This window comes from Nocardia sputorum, assembly GCF_027924405.1.
In the GTDB taxonomy this organism is placed as follows: domain Bacteria; phylum Actinomycetota; class Actinomycetes; order Mycobacteriales; family Mycobacteriaceae; genus Nocardia; species Nocardia sputorum.
In genome coordinates, this window is the sequence record NZ_AP026978.1 from 4,516,995 (window position 1) to 4,534,034 (window position 17,040).

The window sequence follows — 17,040 nt, forward strand, 5'->3', positions numbered from 1 at the left end:
GGCCGAGTCCCCCAGCCCCGTGCGCTGCACCGCACCTCGGCGAGAACATTCGGTCCGGCGCCGGTGTGGGTCCGGCCCTCCCAGAAGTGGAAGCATCCGCGACTGGGAGGGTTGCCCGTCGTCCGGATCCTGTCTCCCGCATCGATCGACGACTATTCGACGTCCGCCGTTCCGGCGAGAACGGACCGCAAGGGGAGCATGATCTCCTGGCCGACTCTGATCAGGTTCGGGTCCGCGATGTGGTTCAGCTCGGCGATCATCCGGAGGAATCTCAGATCGCCGTACTTCTTCTTGACGATCCCCGACAGGGTCTCCCCCGCGACGACTGTGTGCCATTCGGCTGCCATGAGTGTCTCCTAGCTCTTCGGGGGAATGATCAATTCCTGGCCGACGCGGATGACGTCGGGGTTCGGGATCTCGTTCGCTTCGGCGATCAGCGGGAACAGTGCCGCGTTCCCGTAGAAGCGCTTGGCGATCTTGGACAGCGTGTCGCCGGAAACGACCTTGTACGTGATGCCGGGAATGATCAGAACCTGGCCGACGTGAATCACGTCGGGATCGTCGATTCCGTTCGCCGCGGCGATCAACGGAAACAGGTGCGAATTCTGCGGGCGATAGAAATGCCCCGCCAGGCCGGAGAGGGTTTCGCCACGCACCACCGTGTGCTTGCGACTCACGTCGGGGAGAATCAGGACCGTCCCGATGCGTATCGAGTCGGGATCCGGAATCCCGCTGGCGACGGCGATCAGCTCGAAAAGCGAAGCCTGCCCGTAGAATCGTTTCGCGATCGCCGACAGGGTTTCACCCGCGGCGACCGTGTGGGTGTTGAGCATGATTCACTCCTTTTCGATGAAACCTCGGCGTTTCGGTACCCGAGGATGTCGATAATTCGATGAACGATGTCCGGGTCGGAATCGCCGAAACCAGCGTATAGTCGGCACAACGGCCGTCAAAGTCCTCGGACGGACGGATTCGAAGTCGGGTAGTGCGCTACTCATGCCGAAGCGCTCGGAAAGCAAATAATTGCAGCGCCCTCGACCGCGCCGTGCGCGGCCATCTGCTTCGAAATGAGTAGTCGACTACTCGTTACCACCCGGATGGGTGAGCCTACGGTTGGCCCCATCCAAGATCAACGCGGCGAGTCATGTGATGACGGTATCGAGCCCGGGTCGAACGCGCACATGAGTGCCCGCGAGGCGGCTGGGTTGGTTCGCAGTACGGCCAGATCAGCTCGATGATCGAGAAGTAGTTCGGCGGAGGAGATATGGACGCCACAGCACGAACGGATGCCTTGGCGACGGAACTTTCCGGGGCCCTCACAATGGCATCGCGGTGCCCTGGAAATCTCTCGCAGAACAGCCAGGACTACCGCCTCCGGGCTGCACAATTCTTCACCGAGAACGACCGGGTGGCGCGTGCTATCGACAGCGAACTCGGTGAATTGTTTCGCGAGGACCCGGAGCTCGGCCGCCTGGTCGAAGCCACGAGCCGCAGGGGCGGCCGCAAGCGTCTCGCGCAACACCTGCGGCAGACGCTGCCCGAGCACCCGCATGCACAAGAGTCCCTGCTCTCCTTGACGCAAGGGACCGCCGACCCCGTCGCCAGCCGTACACCCATAGGCGGCGCGGTGTCGTGGAGCCGGTCGTCGGGATGGTTCAGTCGCGAAGTCGTTCTGGTGCTGATGAATGTTCTGATCGTCGTCCCGATCGTGTTCGCGTTTCTCACCGTATGGGGTGGAGTTCATCGTCACAGTTCGGCAGACGACGTGTCCACCGCCGCACTGAGAGTCTTCATCGTATGGGTCCTGTCTTTCTTGCCCAGCTGGTTGTATATCCGATTCCTCGGGCAGCGCGCAGGCGCCCTGTGGAGCGAGTACGTCATCAATCTCCACCGCCTCGCAGTGGACGAACCGAGATACCTGCCGCGACCACCGAAGTCCTCCGAGTTCTACGCGGAATGGCTCGCGGACGGCGGCTACCTCCAGGAGGAGGAACACAATATCTATCGGCAGAAGTTCAACGCCTATTATGGACGCGCCGTTTCCTCCGCGGGCGGATCCGATTTCGTTATCAAGACCGACACGCTTTTTCCCATCTTCCTCGCCACGATCGGTTTCGCGACTTGCTGGACAGCGGTCCTCTGGGATCTGAGCTTCGTCGAGAACCCCACGACCGCGTGGGATATCCTCAAGTTCGGATTTCTCGGCGCCTACGCATTCACCGTGCAGAGCCTCGTCCGCCGGTTCTTCCAGAGCGACCTCAGGCCGAGTGCGTATGCCTCCGCGCTCCTGCGGATAATCGTCGTCTTCGCCACCTTGGTGGCCTTGTATCAACTGATCGACAGTTTCGAAGCCGGTGTTCGATCGGCAATTGCCTTCGTTGTGGGCGCTTTCCCGATCGTCGGCATCTACGCACTCCACAGGACGACGGCGGTCGCTCTGCGGGCTGCGGTACCCCAGCTCACTCCGAATTATCCGCTCAATCAGATCGACGGCCTGAACGTGTGGTACGAATCCCGGCTCATCGAAGAAGGCATCGAAGACATGCAGAGTCTGGTGACGGCGAATCTCGTCGATGTCATCCTCCACACGCGTGTTCCCATCGGCCGACTGGTCGACTGGATCGATCAGGCCCAGCTGTACTTCCACCTGGACCACAGTGAAGTGACGCGGCGTGAACGCCGGCAGGCCCTGCGTCAGGACAACACATCGTCGTCCAAACCCTCCTCCGAGGACCCGAGCTGGACCGCACAGCTCAGCGGAAGCCTCGGCCCTGGCGTTCGCGCCGGCACCAACACCCGCGTAAGGCTGCGCCAACTCGGCATCCGAACGGCGACCGACTTGCTCATCGCGTTCCCGCCCAGCGAAGTCGACCCCCGCACCGCCGCCGAACCGACGGGTCGGCAATACCGATACCTCACACCGGCAGGCATCGATCTCGAGCAGATCCGCATGCTCGTACGCGTTCTCAACGAAAGCAGCGAGCTGGTTCCCGTCTGGAACTGGCAACGCAGGGGCGCTCGTATCCGCCCACCTCAGGAAACGTCGAACAGAAGGCGTATCAATGGGCTGGAGCACTCCCAGCCGGAGACGACCGCAAGTGCACTCCGTCGACGAGAGCCACAACGAACGATCTTCGACCCGCACTGAACACCCCCGGCCGAGGTCCCGCGTTCCTCGCCGGCGCGGGATCGGCACATCCTTACGCGGCCTTACCGGCCGGTGGGGTCATGATCATCGTTGTTCACCGGCCGTGCCGATCTTCGTGGCGCGGCCGGAGCCGTCACGGTGCATCCAACACACTCGCCGGGACACCGTAGGGCAGAAATCGCACTCGACGGCGATCATCGGTGTTGTCGCGATGCGCGCGCAAGGCCTCGAGTTCGCTGGGAAAGACCTGGTCGACCCTGGCCTCACCGCTGTCATCGATGCTGTAGATCACCCACACCCCGCTGCCGGTCGCACCGGTGGTCTCGCCCTCGGGTTCCGGTGGGCGTGGCCGTTGCGGTTGGACGAACTGACCGAGCAGCGACGCCAGCGAACCGACGCTCGCGTGATCTACGCGATCCAGGAACACGCCGGCTTTCCCGAGCAGATCACGGAGCTCGGTTCCCGCTCCACGCAGTGCGCGTTCGAATTCTTCCGGATCGATGCCGAAAGGCCCGTTATCTGGCATCGCATGTGCTCCTGGAGACGAGTTGGGCGTTACGTCCTCAGTGTCCTCGCGAAACGCCGACTTCGCCACGACGGCCTCCGCGCCGTGGCGCTTTCCGACCGCACCGGTGGGTAGCCCCGACGGTTTGCCGATAGTCGGTCTCCGACATACCTGCGGCGCGGTTGCGTGCGGTCCGGGCGTAATTTTGCGCGGGTCGGGGTTGCATCCTGTACCTGGGTACAGGCTTACCGTGGCGGCATGATGATTTCGTCTTCGTCGGGTGATTGGGTGCCGGATTCGTGCACCCTGCCAACCGCTGAGCGTCCTGTTCGAGTCGCGGAGTTCGATCGGTTCTTCGCTCAGTCGGTGCGGCACACCCATCGGCCCGCCCGCACGCTGCTGGATCTGGTGCTGGCCGGCGACGCCGAACCGGCCGGCCGTGACCTGGCCGCCCGGGAATCGGCCTGCTGCTCGTTCTTCGCTTTCACCTTCGACACCACCGAGACCGGACCGGTGATGCACATCGAGGTTCCCGAGGCCCAGGTCGATGTTCTCGACGCGCTCGCCGTGCGGGTGGACGCCTTGATCGGCGGAGGCCGGAGTTGACCGGCTTGCGCACCGGCGAGCTGGCCGAAGCGGCCGGGGTGAACACCCAGACTTTGCGGTACTACGAGCGACGCGGGCTGCTCGCCGAACCGCGGCGGTCCCTGGGCGGGCATCGGCTGTATCCCGAACAGGCGGTGACGGTGTTGCGGGTGATCAAGGCGGCGCAGCGGCTCGGGTTCACCCCACCGCACAACCCGACGCCCACTTCGGCCGCATCCTCGCCGCCTACGGTGGCGTGTTCGTCGCGGGCTCGCTGGCCTGGGGCATGGCGCTGGACGGCTTCCGGCTCGACCGCTGGGATGTCACCGGCGCCCTAATCTGCCTGATCGGCGTCGCCGTCATCATGTACGCACCGCGCCACGCCTGACCCCTCGTTCCCGCGTCACCCCTGGAGCGGGGCTTGCGGTCTCTTTTCCGGGTTCGACCAGGTGACTCGACCCTGTCCGCTGTTCGCCGCGGCGGCGTAGCGGCGGGCCAGGCGGGCGAACGCGGCGGTGAGTTCGGGCGGCCCGAGGACTTCGATGTCAGCGTCGAACCTGCCGAGAACGCCGGCGAGTGCGGTCCATGACCACGAGCCGAGGACCACTCGGCAACTGTCGGGATCGAGCGCCTCGACTACTCCGTCGTGGAGGAACGGTGCGACCTCGGTGGCGGGCAGACGCAGGATCACGGCCCCACGGCATGGCCAGTTCCCGGTCGCATCCGAGCCACGGAACCGGCTGGTCACGAACGTGGTGACGTCTCCCTCCGGAAGTTCACGCGGAGTGAAGCGGGGGCCGGTGGGGATGCGCGGGGCGATCCGGTCGGCGCGGAACGTCCGCCAGTCCTCGCGGTCGAGATCCCAGGCCACGAGGTACCACCGTCCGCCCCACGTGACGAGATGGTGGGGTTGCACTCGACGTGCCGGGCGCGCGGCGGCATCCGTCGGTGATGCGCCCGCGTAGTCGAAACGCAGCACCTCGCGGGCGTGGACAGCGGCGCCGATCGCCGTGAGGACCTCCGTGCCGGCCTCGGGCGCGGGCCGGTCCTCGGGCGGTGCGACGGCGGTGATCCGGAGGGTGTCTATGCGGTGGCGTAGGCGCGCGGGCATGACCTGGCGGACGGTGTTCAGCGCGCGTGCCGCGGCCTGGTCGATACCGGCGCCTGCGGTGGTGGCGATCTGGAGTGCGACGGCCAGGGCGACGGCCTGTTCGTCGTCGAACAGCAGCGGCGGGAGTTGGGCGCCTGCGCCGAGCCGGTATCCGCCGTCGGGGCCTTTGGTGGTGGCGATGGGGTAGCCGAGTTCGCGCAGGCGGTCGATATCGCGGCGCACGGTGCGCGGGCTGACCTGCAGCCGCTCGGCCAACAGCGCCCCCGGCCAGTCCCGGCGCGCCTGTAGCAGGGACAGCAGCGCCAGCAGTCGCGCGGAAGTTTTCGGCATATCGCTCATCCTGTCCGAAGTAGCGGACACAACCTGGCCACTACCCTTGCGAATGTTGCTCACGTCAACCGACGAGCCGAACAGGAGCAACTGTGTCTCTCACAACCACCGCCCACTTGAACTTCCGCGGTGACGCCCGCGCCGCGCTGGAGTTCTATCAGTCCGTCTTCGGCGGTCAGCTCGCCGTCGTCACCTACCAGGACGCCGGGAACCTCGGCGGCGAGGCCGACCAGATCATGTGGGGCCGAGTACAGGCCGACAACGGATTCCATGTCATGGCCTACGACGTGCCCGTGCAGACGGGCTACGACCCGGGCGAGAACGCGTTCTTCGTCTCCGTGCGCGGCACGACCGTCGAAGAGGTCTCGGGCTATTGGGAGAAACTCACCGCGGGCGCGACCATCGTGGTCCCGATGGGCCCGGCGAACTGGGCGCCCGCCTACGGGATGCTGCGTGACCGTTTCGGTGTCGTCTGGGTCGTCGACGTCGTCGGCGAGTACAACGGATAGGGCGTCACGACTTCGTCGAGCAGATCCGCACGGTCATGACTACGGCGACTTCGTCAGGCCGCGGACGTGTGGCCATGCCTCGGCGAGCGCGAGCAGCTGATGCAGTTCCGCGGTGAGATCCCTGGCACCGGGCCGGATCTGGTGCCGGGGTGGGAACCGGCTCGCGCGCGGAGGGTGCCCAGCAGCCTTGGCGGCGATGGCCTCGGCGACGCGGCGAGCATGGATATGCGGGTCACCGCCGGTGATGGCCAGATCGCCGGGGCTGTCGCTGTAGCGCTTGAGATGGAGGAGGCTGTCACGGATCTCGACCGTCATGCGGTGCAGACGGATGGCCGGGTCGGTTCGGCCGTGGTGGTCGCGCGGCGCCTCCAGGACGATTCCGGGCACGGCCGCGGTGAGATCGGCCCACATCGGCTGCAGCCGACGGCAATAGCGGCTGGTGCGGTCCCATCCCATGTGGGTGAGCAGGGTGCTGATCAGCGGCACCGTGACCACGGCGGGAGCGCCGACGGCCGAGAGGAGGAAGCCGCTCCATGCCTTCCAGCGCATCTCGGGATCCCATGCCGGGTGGCCGGCCAGGACACTGCTGACGGTCTCGATCGGGTATACGACCGCTACGACCCCGAGAGCTGCCACGGTGCCGAGGACCGCTGTGTACAGTGCCCGTTCCTGCCAGGTGGTGTCCCCCGCGGCGCGCATCTCGCGCACGCTGACCCGGCCGACGCGCAGGGCGGTGGCACCGAGCGGCAGGGAGAACACGACCCAGATGACGACAGCGCGCCAGCCCAGGGTTTGGTCGATCAGCTGGTCGGCCCGGCGGGCGGGCGCGCCCGCGATCAGGATGACGGCGGTGGCGGTGACCGTGACGAGGTAATAGCGCCGCTGTCTGCGCCATGTGTGGGCGGGATCGGCGCCTGCCCACAATTCGGCGATGCCGTAGATATGCGAGACGGCCAGCAGAACCGCGCCCAGCGACAGCTGCCGGGCGATGTTCACCACGTCGCGGTCGTCGCCGGGCAACAGCCAGGCCAGTGACTGTTCGAACCATGCCTCCCGCAGCAGGTGCTCGAGGAGGGCGGCGGCGAGCGCGCGGTTGATGAGCCGGTCGACGAGGCTTTCCCGCAACAGCCACCACCGACCGGCGAGCACCGATGCGAGCACCGTCAGGACAGGCCAGCTGATCAGACCCGGGACAGGAGAAGTCATCTCATCGGTGCCGGTTCCGGAAGAACGTCGAGCGGAACCGGCTCGCCGACCGCTTCGGCAGCATCGCTTCGACCAGCAGCAGGTCGGCGAAGGTTTCGGCGGCGCGCTCGCGCTCACTGCCGTAGTCTTGGCGCCCCAGGACGCTGTGAATGGTTTCCAGCGACAGCGACGGCATCAATTCGCGCAACGGTAGATCGGTCGCAGGACCGGCGGGACCGCTCGAAGTCTCTCCGTGGCCGAGCAGCATGTGACCGATCTCGTGGGCGATGATGTGATCGGCATGCCATTCGGTGTCGGCCCCGTACATGATCACGTCGTCGTCTTCCCGGGCGATCCACAGGCCACTTCCGGTGCCGCATCCGTTTCCGGCGAGTGCGCCGACGTCGATCGGGCACAACGTGATCGACCGTCCCCGATACGCCGCCACCCGCTCGATGTATTCCGTCATGTCCCATGGATGGGGGATCTGTACCAGGCGACCCAGCTCCTCGAATCGCGCGGCGAGATCCTCCATTACGCCTTCCCCTCGTCGATCACGGTCACCTATTGCCGATAATGCGGTGAGCGTAGTCGTCTACGGGGTCTTGTCGCCGACCTGGCTTGCCTCACAAGCTTTCTCGGAACCGAATGAGAACAAGATCGCACGCCGCTATGGCTTGGGTGGGCACGCCGGGGCTCCGTCGGCGGGGGTCTCGCTGGGGGCATCGACCGCAGGGTCGCCATCGGCCGGATACCGGGCGCGGCTATCTCCAGGTGGCAGCGTGTTCGAGGGCGTAGGACTTCAGCTGCCGTGCCGGGTGACCGGTGAGCCGCTCGACCGTATCGGTCACCACGGCGTTGCCACCGTCCCGAATCAACCGGAACAGGCCCTGCTGCCAGGTGATCGAGCGTTCGTCCAGACCGGCCTGCCGCAGGCCTTCGGCGAACTGATCGGCAGTGATGGGCACGTAACCCAGGTCCCGGCCCGCGGCTTCGCCCAGGGTTTGGGTGACCTGCCGCAGGGTGAGGGCCTCTGGGCCCGTGATGATGTGGACGTCTCCCGCATGCCCCTCCTCGGTGAGTGCGGCGACTGCCACCTCCGCGATGTCTCGGGTGTCGACGAAGCCCACCGCGGCATCGGCGACCGGGAGCGCGAGCTCGCCGTTCTCGCGGAGGGCCGCCGCGAAGCCTTCGCCGAAGTTCTGCTGAAACCAATTGGGCCGCAGAATCGTCCACTGCTTACCCGAAGCGCGCACGTCCGCCTCCCAAGCGGCCATCGGAATCGCGTCGGGCAACTGCTCGACACCGAGCACCGACAGCAGCACGACCTTGCGCACGTGCGCAGCGGTGGCCAGCAGATCACCGACCAGGCCGGGTTCCTCGGGTGCGGCGTACGGTCCGACGACGTACAGGCTGTCGATGCCGTGCAGCGCCGGAGCCCAGGTCGCACGATCGGCCCAGTCGAAACGCACCGGCTCGACTCCCGCGGTCACCGCTGCGGGGTTGCGGCTCGCCGCTCGCACGTCGACGCCGCGAGCCACCAGCGCGTCCACCACGGGCCTACCGGTCTTGCCGGTCGCGCCGAGCACCAGAACAGTCATGGGGTTCTCCTCAGATCGTTTGTCCGAGAGCGAATCTACGGATCGCGGCCAGGATGATGAATGCCTGAGAATCCGGAATACATGTCCTAGAGTCCTGGCTTGTGGACGTTCTCTCCGACGCGCTCGCCGCGATGCGAACGGGCCGAACCCGCGCGGCCCGCACCGACGTACGCGCGCCGTGGGGCTTGCGCTTTCCGGCCGTCACCGGCACGACCTTCCATGTCGTGCTCAGCGGCACCTGTTGGCTGCTGGCCGACGGAAGCGAACCCCTCGCGCTGAGCCCCGGCGACGTGGTCTTCCTCCGCACCGGAAGCTCGCACGCTCTCGCCGACGACCTTCGAACGCCGCTGGTCGATTTCCTTCCCGAGCGCCAGGAGCCCGATTCGCCGATCGGCCATGTCCGCGTCGACGGTTCGGGACCGCGGTCGATACTGCTCTGTGGCGCATACCAGCTCGATCGAACGCGGCCGCATCCGCTGATGAGGGACCTGCCCGAAGTTCTGCACCTGCCCGCCGGGAACGCGGACCTCGGTCATCTCGTCGGCCTGCTGGCGACCGAGTTCGACCGGGATCGGCCCGGCCGCGACGGCATCGTTCCCCCACTGGTCGACGCGATGCTGCTCTACATCCTGCGCACCTGGGCCGACGAGTGCGCCGATTCGCCGGGATGGGCGCGAGCGCTCCGCGACCAGGCGATCGGCCGAGCCTTGCGCGACATCCACGCTCGCCCAGCCGCCCCTTGGACCGTGGAACAGCTGGCGGCGCGCAACGGCCTGTCCCGGTCAGTGTTCGCGCAGCGGTTCACCGCGCTGGTCGGCGAACCGCCGGTGTCGTATCTGACCTGGTGGCGCATGACGAGTGCCGGCCGCATGCTCCGCGAATCCGACGCCCCGCTCAGGAATGTGGCCGCACAGGTGGGCTACAGCTCCGAGTTCGCCTTCGCCAAAGCGTTCAAGCGCGCTTACGGCGTCGCCCCGGGCTTGTACCGGCGCGCCGAGAGAGGCGAGACACCGACCATTCCGACTCGATCTCCAGCCTGAGGTCAAGATCCATCGCGCGCCGCGTTTCGGCTAGAGCGGGGCGTCGCGCCACCAGCGGTCGTACAGATCCTGCCCGGAGGCGCCGCCGCGGACCAGGACATGGCAGAAGTCGCGGATGGGTGGGTCGAACTGCACGAGGAGGATGCCCGTCGGCCGGCCGGCCGCGCCGGCGACTTCGCCCCAGACGACTCGTCCGGTCCCGGCGATTCGCTGCCATGACTCGTCACCGCGCACCGTCATGTCGGCGAACGGCGTCACCGGGTTCGGCTGCCGATCGGTGTTGCAGTTCACGACGAGGCGCTCCACCGGGTTTCGGTCGCCGTCGCACAGGAGTCTGGCCAGCTCGCCGAGTTGCGAGTTCAATTCGACCGGATTTCCTCCCCGATCTACCGGATGGCATCGGATGCCCCCATGGCCGAACGCATTCGGCGTCGCCGGCAACAGCCTCGGGAACTGCCGGACCACGGTCTGGTAGCTGCCCCAGTCGGTGCGGTCGCCGACTGCCGTGGTCGGCGCCGCCGCGGTACTCGACCGGGCGACCGAGGTGGGCAAGGCCGAGGACTCGCCGCTGGGGCTGCGGGTCAGGGCGAGGACGGTCCCGATGCCGAGCACGACGGCGGCCACCGCGACGGCCGCGGCGAGCACGAATCGTTTCCGCGACCGGGATGCGCGGGAACCGCCGACCGGAGCCGGCTGTTCCTCCGTCCCGAGCGCCGCCGCGAGTGCGGCGGCGAGTTCCCCGCACGACGGGTAGCGGCGGGCCGGGTCTTTGGCCAGCGCGCGGGCCACCACCTCGTCGACTCCGTGCGGCAGGGACGGTCGCACCGCGGACGGGCGCGGCGGCGCGTCCCGCAGATGGGCCCGCACGATTTCGGCCGCGCTCGGCCGCGCGAAAGGCGGCGCCCCGGTCAGCAACTCGTAGAGCGTGCAGCCCAACGCGTAGACGTCGGCGCGGTGATCGACGGCGCCGCCCGTGAGCTGCTCCGGGGCGGCGTACGCGAGCGTCGCCCGCACCGTTCCCGTCTCGGTCGACGACGCCGGCCCCGCCTGCGCACTCGCTATACCGAAGTCTGTGACGAAGACCCGGTCCGGTTCGTTCTCGCGCGATTCCAGCAGGATGTTGCCCGGCTTGACGTCGCGGTGCAGCACCCCGGCCCGGTGGGCGGCGTCGAGACCGCGCGCGACCGCGCCGACGATGTCCGACACCCGGTGCGGCGGCAAGCCGCCGGGCGCGCGGCGCAGCAGAGCACCGGTATCGAGACCGTCCACGAATTGCATGGCGATCCACAGCCGCCCCTGGTCTACGCCTCGATCGTGAACGGCGACGATATCGGGGTGGTCGAGCTGGGCGGCGAGGTCGGCCTCGCGCACGAACCGGGCCCGGAAGGCGGCGTCGACCGCCTGCTGCGCCGACAGCACTTTCAGCGCGTCCCACCGCGGAAGCCGGGGATGCCGGGCCAGGTAGACCGCGCCCATGCCGCCCTTGCCCAGCAGCCTTTCGATTCGGTACCCAGCGAAAATTGTTCCCGGTGGAAAGAGTTCGGTCATTCGGACTCGCTGTTCAGCAATACGGCGTACTGGGCCGCCGCCCGCTGCTGGGCGTCCGTCACCGTCCGTCCGGCGACGACCGCCAGGTAGCGTCCGAACAACACCTCGCACCGGAAGCGCGGCGCGAACTCGGTGCCGTCGAGCCGCTCGCCGCAGCGCGTGTCCGGCAGCCCCGCGGGCACGGGCGCGGGCCGGACACCCGCCGCTGTCAGATCGCCGGCGTGGGCGTCGAACTCCGCGCGGGCGATGGCGACGGTCGCGTACCGCGCGACCCAGTGGTGTCCGATCGTGGCCAGCGACTCCTGCGGTTGGCCTCTCTCCGTCCCCTCCAGCGGACGTCCGCTGTGCAGGTAGGCGCCGCGCGGGCCGTAGACGATGCCCACCGGCCAGATCGCGGCGTTCCATCCCGCGGTCCGGACGCTGCCCGGGGCGATCGCCGCCGGGAACGTCCATTGCCCGGGCTTGTCCGGAACGACCCGCCGGAGCATGCCGTCGCGGTCCAACGGGAGCGCGGCGATCTTGTCTTCCGGCGTGGGCTGGAAATCGCGCAGTCTCGCCACCTGCGCACCGAAGGCGCGACTCGCGAGCCCGGTGAGCGCGGCGGGGTCCGGCGTGGTGTGCCCGGCGAGCACGTTGATCACGAACGATCCGTGCGCCATGGTGGCCGCGAGCGTCGGCACCGTCGGTCGCCAGTGGCTGTGCGCCGCAGCATGTTCCGGGATCGCGATCGGTACGTTCTCGGCACTGACGGCGGCGTCGACGGCATCGATTTCCTGTGCGGCCCGTCCGGCCGACTCGGCGTCGGGGAATCGGAGCAGCATCACGGTGAGCATGCGGGCGGCGCCGACGATCGGGGAACCCGCCATTTCCGTGTCGCTGCCACTGACCGAGAAACCGGCCAGCATCCCGTGCCGTTGCAGCACCGCCTGGACCGGTGCCGACAACAGTCCGGAGGTCTTGACGGGGGTCGGCAACGGCGCCACCCGCACCGCGCCGAGACCGAAGACCAGGGACGGGTAGGCCTCGACCGGATCGATCACCGCCTCGGCCATGCGCACCGACTCCACCACCCGCCCGTACCGATTCTCGGCGACGTGTGGCTCGGTCAGTGGCTCCACGGAGTAGTAGCCGACGTCGAGTGCGGCCAGATCCGCGTGCGCAGGCACCGGTTTTCCCTGCCGCACACAGCCGCTCACCAGCAGTACGGTCACCAACACCGCGATCGTGCCGACGACGCGAGTCGCCGCTGTTCGATCGGACATCCCCGTCACCTTGTCACAGTGGCGCATCGGCCCACCACCGAGCGCGCATTTCGGCGCCGGAATCGCCACCGACCACTTGCAGTCTGCAGAATTTCCGGTTCGGAGCGTCGAAGTACACGTCGAGCCGACCCGAGACTTCCCCGAGCACCGTCGTGTAATTGCTCCAGTGCAGACTTCCGGCGCCGGATGCACGGCTCCACTGCTCCACCCCCTCGGTCCGGTCACGGGGGATCTGAACCATCGCCGAGCGATCCGCGTTGCAGAAGACCTCGAGCAGAACCGTGGGGTCTCGGTCACCGTTGCACCGCAGTGCCCCGACGGGGACCTCGGTCGCGAAGGCGATCTGCCTGCCGTTTTCGTCCACCGCCCGGCAGAACGCGGCCTCCTGATAACCGACCCCGTCCGGCGAGAACGGCAGTAACTGTGGAAAAGCCTCCGCCATATAGGCATAAGCCCCCCAAGCGCTCGACACCGCCGGCACCGGACTGGTCGAGCGCGGAACCCGGCGAGCCGCTGATTCGTCGGGACGCGCCAACGCCCACACCGATATCGCGACCGACACCACCACCGCGGCCGCGGCGACGATCGCGAGGAGTCGCCGCCCACGGGGATGCCCCGTGCTCGCCGCGGCGACCCCCGGTATCTCGCCCGTCAGGGCCGCCTCGGCCGCGCGCGCCAACTCCCCGCAGCTCCCGAACCGATCGCCGGGATTCTTGGCCATCGCCTTGGCCACCACCGCGTCGAACGCAGCCGGCAGCCCCGGCTTCCCGAGCGAAGGGCGGGGCGGCGGCTCGTTCAGATGGGCGTACATGACCGAACCCGGACTGTCCCTGGGGAACGGCACCGACCCGGTGAGCATCTGATAGAGCGTGCACCCCAGGGAGTACACGTCGCCACGCCGGTCGGCGCGGTCTCCGCTGATCTGTTCCGGGGCCGCGTAGGCGAGGCTGGCCGTCATGCCGCCGACGGCGAGGGTTGGTGAGTCGTCGGCGGGACGGGCGATGCCGAAGTCCGTGACGAGCACGCGATCCGAGCCGTCGGGCTGGGGGGCGACCAAGATGTTCGCCGGTTTCACGTCACGATGCAGCAGCCCGGCGCGGTGGATTTCGTCGAGCCCCCGGGCCGCCTCGGTGACGATGCGAACGGCGCGCGCCGGGTCCAGACCCGCCTGGCCGCGCCGGATCAGCTCCGCGACGTCCACGCCGTCGACGTACTGCATCGTGATCCACAGCCGACCGTCCTGTTCGCCGCGGTCGCGCACCGCCACCAGATTGGGATGCTGCAACCGGGCCGCGATTTCGGCCTCGCGCAGGAAGCGAGCGCGGAACTCCGGATCGTCCAGGTGCGAATCGGCCAGAATCTTCAACGCGTCCCTGCGCGGCAGCCGGGGGTGCTGGACGAGGAAGACGGTGCCCATGCCGCCCGCGCCGAGGCGGCGTTCGATCCGATACCCGGCGAACACCGCGCCGTCGACAACGTCCACCAACGATCCCCTCCCGCACCGTGCCCACGAATGGGCCGACTATAACGCTCAGATCCCCTGTTGCCCAGGTGCTTCCGGTCCCACTGCCCGCACTCGGCGACTTCGACGCGCAGGCCGAGGTGAATGCGCGCGTTCGGCTGAGGCCCGGCACAGTGGCGGAAGCCGTGACGATCGCCGCGGCGCAGCTGCGGACGAGGCCGTCGCTCGGCGCGGACCCCGCTACGGACGTTGCGCTCGGTGTTGCACCGGCTCGGCTGCTGCCGCGCCGGCATCACCACGTCACCGTCGCCAGAAGAAGTGGTGCACCACCCCACTGGGGCTCGGGATCCGCTCCAGGTGAAAACGGTCGACGAGTTCATCGGGGCTCTCCCACAACCGCTCGCCGCGACCGAGTTCGGCCGGCGCGACGGCGATATGCATCGTGTCGATCAGATCGGCCTCGAGGAATTGCCGGACTGTGGCGACACCGCCGCCGATGCGCACGTCCTTGCCCTCGGCGGCATCGAATGCCCGCGTCAGCGCCACTTCGGGCGTCGCGTCGAGAAAATGAAACGTGGTTTCTCCCAGCGTGAACGAGGGACGCACGTGGTGGGTCAGGACGAAAACGGGTGTGCGGAACGGGGGTTCGTCTCCCCACCAGCCCTGCCATTCGTAGTTCTCCCACGGCCCCCGCTGCGGACCGAACTTGTTGCGTCCCATGATCTCGGCACCGATGTTGTTGGTGAAGTCGCGAGTGCAGTAGTCGTCCAGGCCGTAGGTTCCCCCCGGCTCGGTCCGGGTGGGCCAGTGCGCGGTGGCGCCCGTCCAGAAGAAGAGCGCGCTCGGATCGGCGTGGCCGAAGGGGCGCTCGAAGCTTTGCCCTTCCCCGGAACCGTATCCGTCGCTGGACACATTGAAGTTCTGAACGCGGACCAACTGTGCCATCGGGAACCCTTTCTGGTTGCAATATGCAATCGGTAAGGAACTTACCTACACTGATCCCATGGTGCAACCAGTTGCTCATGACAAGCTGCCGGTTCCTCCGGGGAAATCGGGCTGCCCGATCAATATGACGATCGAGCTGCTCGGCGACCGCTGGAGCTTGATCGTCCTGCGCGACATCATGTTCGGCGGCTACACCCACTTCCGCGAGCTGCTCGCCGCGTCCCTCGAGGGCATCGCGTCGAACATCCTGGCCAATCGCCTCGCGAAACTCGTCGACGCCGGTCTGCTCACCCGCGACGACGACCCGAGCCACCGCCAGAAGGTCGAATACCATCTCACCGAGGCGGCGATCCAGCTCGTCCCCGTCATGGCCCAGCTCGGCGCGTGGGGCGCAAACTGGTTGAACACGGCGCCAGAGCTGACTGTGCGAGCCGAACTGCTGGCCGCCGGCGGTCCCCCGCTCTGGGAGCGATTCATGGCCGAACTCCGCGCCACCCACCTGGCCGGAGCGCCGATACCCACCGATGGCGTGCTCGCGGAACTGACCGCCGCCTATCAGGAGGCGGCAGCCGGGGCGGAACACGAAACGGCTGGATAGATCCGCCTGCCGAGCCGGTCCAGTCCCCAGGCAACCAGCGCGGACAGCGCGAAGAGAGCGCCGACCCAGCAGGACGCCCGCCACCCGCCTGCACCGTATGCCCACGTGGTCGCGACTGCTCCGAGGGCGGATCCGAGGGAGTAGAAGGCCATGTAGACGCCGATGACGCTGCCTGCGCGATGCGGATGCGCGGCGGTGAGCAGGTGCTGACTGCTCACGTGCACGGCTTGGACGGCAAAGTCGAGCAGGACGATGCCCGCCACGAGTAGCCCCAGGCACGACCGCCCCTGGGCGATGAGCACCCAGGAGCCGATGAGCGCTGCCAGCGACCAACCGGTGATCGCCTGGGCGTGACCGGTGTCGGCCCATCGTCCCGCGCGGGCGGCGCCGAGTGCTCCGGCCAAGCCGGCCAACCCGAACAGGCCGATCTCGGTGGTGCCCAGGTTCCAGGGCTGGGCGCTGAGCGGCAGCGCGAGCCCGCTCCAGAGGGTGCCGAAGGAGGCGAACAGGAACAACGCGACCAGGCCCCGGCTCAGGAACAGTCGATCGGTGCGCACGAGCCGCCCCATCGACGCCAGCACCTGCGTGTATCGCGCGCCGGTCGCCCTCACGTCCGGGTGCAGCCTCGCTCGGGCGAGGATGGCCAGCGCCGCGCAGAGGACGGCGAGCAGTGCGTAGACCGCACGCCAGCCGACCGTGTCGCCCAGCGCGCCCGCGAGGACTCGGACACCGAGAATGCCGATCACCACACCCGAGGTGACGGCGCCGATGTTGCGGCCACGCTCGCTCGGTTCGGAGACGGCGGCGACGTAGGCGACCGTGACCTGTACCACGACCGCGAACATTCCCGCGATGGTCAGTCCAGCCACGACGAGGATGCCGTTGGGTGCGGCGGCCGCCATCGCGGCCCCCATCGCGGTGAGCGCCAGATGCGCGGTGATGAGCCGTCGGCGGTTCAGCACGTCACCGAGCGGAACCAGCACGACCAGACCGGCGAAGTAGCCGATCTGTCCGGCGGCGACCAGGCGGCCCAGCGACTCCGGCCGCAGTCCCAGATCGCGCCCCGCCGCCGCCACTACCGGCTGGACCGCGTAAACCGTCGACACCGCCACGGCGCACACCAGCGCCAGGATCCATCGCTGGGATCGGGTCAGTCCCGTCGACACCGCGCCTCCTGATTTGGTAGCAGAATGAAACCATTCGACCGTAGG

16 protein-coding genes and 3 pseudogenes are annotated in these 17,040 nt (G+C 67.9%); 7 read left to right on the forward strand and 12 right to left on the reverse strand.

The features are described from left to right. Nucleotides 1–152: 152 nt before the first annotated feature. On the reverse strand, nucleotides 153–347 hold the full coding sequence (locus QMG86_RS20305) for a LysM peptidoglycan-binding domain-containing protein (RefSeq protein ID WP_281874092.1): 195 nt from the start codon (nucleotides 345–347) through the stop codon (nucleotides 153–155). A 24-nt stretch (nucleotides 348–371) separates the two neighbouring features. After that, a pseudogene (locus QMG86_RS20310) lies at nucleotides 372–833 on the reverse strand (LysM peptidoglycan-binding domain-containing protein); the annotation flags it as partial. Between the two features lie 431 nt (nucleotides 834–1,264). Between QMG86_RS20310 and QMG86_RS20315 the strand changes: the two are divergent. Then, on the forward strand, nucleotides 1,265–3,148 hold the full coding sequence (locus QMG86_RS20315) for a hypothetical protein (RefSeq protein ID WP_281874096.1): 1,884 nt from the start codon (nucleotides 1,265–1,267) through the stop codon (nucleotides 3,146–3,148). A 133-nt stretch (nucleotides 3,149–3,281) separates the two neighbouring features. Here QMG86_RS20315 and QMG86_RS20320 read toward each other — a convergent pair whose 3' ends face one another. Next, nucleotides 3,282–3,674: an Rv0313 family protein gene (locus QMG86_RS20320; RefSeq protein ID WP_281874098.1), complete on the reverse strand. Its 393-nt coding sequence runs from the start codon at nucleotides 3,672–3,674 to the stop codon at nucleotides 3,282–3,284. Nucleotides 3,675–3,911: 237 nt separating this feature from the next. Here QMG86_RS20320 and QMG86_RS20325 point away from each other — a divergent pair, with 237 nt between their 5' ends. The 3 genes and pseudogenes from QMG86_RS20325 to QMG86_RS20335 form a co-directional block, all read left to right on the forward strand. After that, complete coding sequence (locus tag QMG86_RS20325; protein WP_281874100.1) at nucleotides 3,912–4,259, forward strand: hypothetical protein; 348 nt, start codon at nucleotides 3,912–3,914, stop codon at nucleotides 4,257–4,259. 38 nt (nucleotides 4,260–4,297) lie between these two features. Continuing rightward, nucleotides 4,298–4,384: pseudogene (locus QMG86_RS33760) on the forward strand (MerR family DNA-binding transcriptional regulator); the annotation flags it as partial. Nucleotides 4,385–4,443: 59 nt separating this feature from the next. Continuing rightward, nucleotides 4,444–4,626, forward strand: a pseudogene (locus QMG86_RS20335) (YnfA family protein); the annotation flags it as partial. Between the two features lie 15 nt (nucleotides 4,627–4,641). On the opposite strand, the gene QMG86_RS20340 reads toward QMG86_RS20335, so the two are convergent. After that, nucleotides 4,642–5,679 (reverse strand): helix-turn-helix transcriptional regulator, encoded by a 1,038-nt coding sequence (locus QMG86_RS20340; RefSeq protein WP_281874101.1) that lies wholly within the window; start codon nucleotides 5,677–5,679, stop codon nucleotides 4,642–4,644. A 92-nt stretch (nucleotides 5,680–5,771) separates the two neighbouring features. On the opposite strand from QMG86_RS20340, the gene QMG86_RS20345 reads away from it, so the two are divergent. After that, on the forward strand, nucleotides 5,772–6,188 hold the full coding sequence (locus QMG86_RS20345) for a VOC family protein (RefSeq protein WP_281874102.1): 417 nt from the start codon (nucleotides 5,772–5,774) through the stop codon (nucleotides 6,186–6,188). Nucleotides 6,189–6,227: 39 nt separating this feature from the next. On the opposite strand, the gene QMG86_RS20350 is transcribed toward QMG86_RS20345, so the two are convergent. From QMG86_RS20350 to QMG86_RS20360, 3 genes are all read right to left on the reverse strand, one after another. Further along, complete coding sequence (locus QMG86_RS20350) at nucleotides 6,228–7,394, reverse strand: MAB_1171c family putative transporter (protein ID WP_281874104.1); 1,167 nt, start codon at nucleotides 7,392–7,394, stop codon at nucleotides 6,228–6,230. A 1-nt stretch (nucleotide 7,395) separates the two neighbouring features. After that, complete coding sequence (locus tag QMG86_RS20355) at nucleotides 7,396–7,908, reverse strand: hypothetical protein (protein ID WP_281874106.1); 513 nt, start codon at nucleotides 7,906–7,908, stop codon at nucleotides 7,396–7,398. Nucleotides 7,909–8,137: 229 nt separating this feature from the next. Continuing rightward, nucleotides 8,138–8,974 carry an NAD(P)H-binding protein gene (locus QMG86_RS20360; protein WP_281874107.1) on the reverse strand — a complete coding sequence of 279 codons (837 nt, stop codon included), beginning with the start codon at nucleotides 8,972–8,974 and terminating at the stop codon, nucleotides 8,138–8,140. Between the two features lie 101 nt (nucleotides 8,975–9,075). Between QMG86_RS20360 and QMG86_RS20365 the strand changes: the two genes are divergently transcribed. Then, nucleotides 9,076–10,014, forward strand: coding sequence for an AraC family transcriptional regulator (locus tag QMG86_RS20365; RefSeq protein ID WP_281874109.1), 939 nt, complete (start codon nucleotides 9,076–9,078; stop codon nucleotides 10,012–10,014). Between the two features lie 30 nt (nucleotides 10,015–10,044). Here the strand turns inward: QMG86_RS20365 and QMG86_RS20370 are convergent, their stop codons facing one another. The 4 genes from QMG86_RS20370 to QMG86_RS20385 all read right to left on the reverse strand — a co-directional run bounded on the left by QMG86_RS20370 (nucleotide 10,045) and on the right by QMG86_RS20385 (nucleotide 15,231). Then, nucleotides 10,045–11,562: a serine/threonine-protein kinase gene (locus QMG86_RS20370; protein ID WP_281874111.1), complete on the reverse strand. Its 1,518-nt coding sequence runs from the start codon at nucleotides 11,560–11,562 to the stop codon at nucleotides 10,045–10,047. Beyond that, complete coding sequence (locus QMG86_RS20375; protein WP_281874113.1) at nucleotides 11,559–12,824, reverse strand: DUF7373 family lipoprotein; 1,266 nt, start codon at nucleotides 12,822–12,824, stop codon at nucleotides 11,559–11,561. The genes QMG86_RS20370 and QMG86_RS20375 overlap by 4 nt, the downstream gene beginning before the upstream one ends. Nucleotides 12,825–12,837: 13 nt before the next feature. Continuing rightward, a complete protein-coding gene (locus QMG86_RS20380) occupies nucleotides 12,838–14,307 on the reverse strand; it encodes a serine/threonine-protein kinase (RefSeq protein WP_281874115.1) in 1,470 nt (489 codons plus the stop codon). Nucleotides 14,308–14,586: 279 nt separating this feature from the next. Beyond that, entirely contained in the window at nucleotides 14,587–15,231 is a 645-nt protein-coding gene (locus tag QMG86_RS20385; RefSeq protein WP_281874117.1) for a dihydrofolate reductase family protein, read from the reverse strand. A 58-nt stretch (nucleotides 15,232–15,289) separates the two neighbouring features. On the opposite strand from QMG86_RS20385, the gene QMG86_RS20390 reads away from it, so the two are divergent. Then, complete coding sequence (locus QMG86_RS20390) at nucleotides 15,290–15,829, forward strand: winged helix-turn-helix transcriptional regulator (RefSeq protein ID WP_281874119.1); 540 nt, start codon at nucleotides 15,290–15,292, stop codon at nucleotides 15,827–15,829. On the opposite strand, the gene QMG86_RS20395 is transcribed toward QMG86_RS20390, so the two are convergent. Then, nucleotides 15,787–16,995, reverse strand: coding sequence for an MFS transporter (locus tag QMG86_RS20395; RefSeq protein ID WP_281874121.1), 1,209 nt, complete (start codon nucleotides 16,993–16,995; stop codon nucleotides 15,787–15,789). The genes QMG86_RS20390 and QMG86_RS20395 overlap by 43 nt on opposite strands. Between the last annotated feature and the right edge of the window lie 45 nt (nucleotides 16,996–17,040).

What these genes read in the sequence shown, in the direction of transcription:
- QMG86_RS20305 (WP_281874092.1), bottom strand. Translation starts at nt 347, where the DNA reads ATGGCAGCCGAATGGCACACAGTCGTCGCGGGGGAGACCCTGTCGGGG.
- QMG86_RS20315 (WP_281874096.1), top strand. Translation starts at nt 1,265, where the DNA reads ATGGACGCCACAGCACGAACGGATGCCTTGGCGACGGAACTTTCCGGG.
- QMG86_RS20320 (WP_281874098.1), bottom strand. Translation starts at nt 3,674, where the DNA reads ATGCCAGATAACGGGCCTTTCGGCATCGATCCGGAAGAATTCGAACGC.
- QMG86_RS20325 (WP_281874100.1), top strand. Translation starts at nt 3,912, where the DNA reads ATGATGATTTCGTCTTCGTCGGGTGATTGGGTGCCGGATTCGTGCACC.
- QMG86_RS20340 (WP_281874101.1), bottom strand. Translation starts at nt 5,679, where the DNA reads ATGCCGAAAACTTCCGCGCGACTGCTGGCGCTGCTGTCCCTGCTACAG.
- QMG86_RS20350 (WP_281874104.1), bottom strand. Translation starts at nt 7,394, where the DNA reads ATGACTTCTCCTGTCCCGGGTCTGATCAGCTGGCCTGTCCTGACGGTG.
- QMG86_RS20355 (WP_281874106.1), bottom strand. Translation starts at nt 7,908, where the DNA reads ATGGAGGATCTCGCCGCGCGATTCGAGGAGCTGGGTCGCCTGGTACAG.
- QMG86_RS20360 (WP_281874107.1), bottom strand. Translation starts at nt 8,974, where the DNA reads ATGACTGTTCTGGTGCTCGGCGCGACCGGCAAGACCGGTAGGCCCGTG.
- QMG86_RS20370 (WP_281874111.1), bottom strand. Translation starts at nt 11,562, where the DNA reads ATGACCGAACTCTTTCCACCGGGAACAATTTTCGCTGGGTACCGAATC.
- QMG86_RS20375 (WP_281874113.1), bottom strand. Translation starts at nt 12,824, where the DNA reads ATGTCCGATCGAACAGCGGCGACTCGCGTCGTCGGCACGATCGCGGTG.
- QMG86_RS20385 (WP_281874117.1), bottom strand. Translation starts at nt 15,231, where the DNA reads ATGGCACAGTTGGTCCGCGTTCAGAACTTCAATGTGTCCAGCGACGGA.
- QMG86_RS20390 (WP_281874119.1), top strand. Translation starts at nt 15,290, where the DNA reads ATGGTGCAACCAGTTGCTCATGACAAGCTGCCGGTTCCTCCGGGGAAA.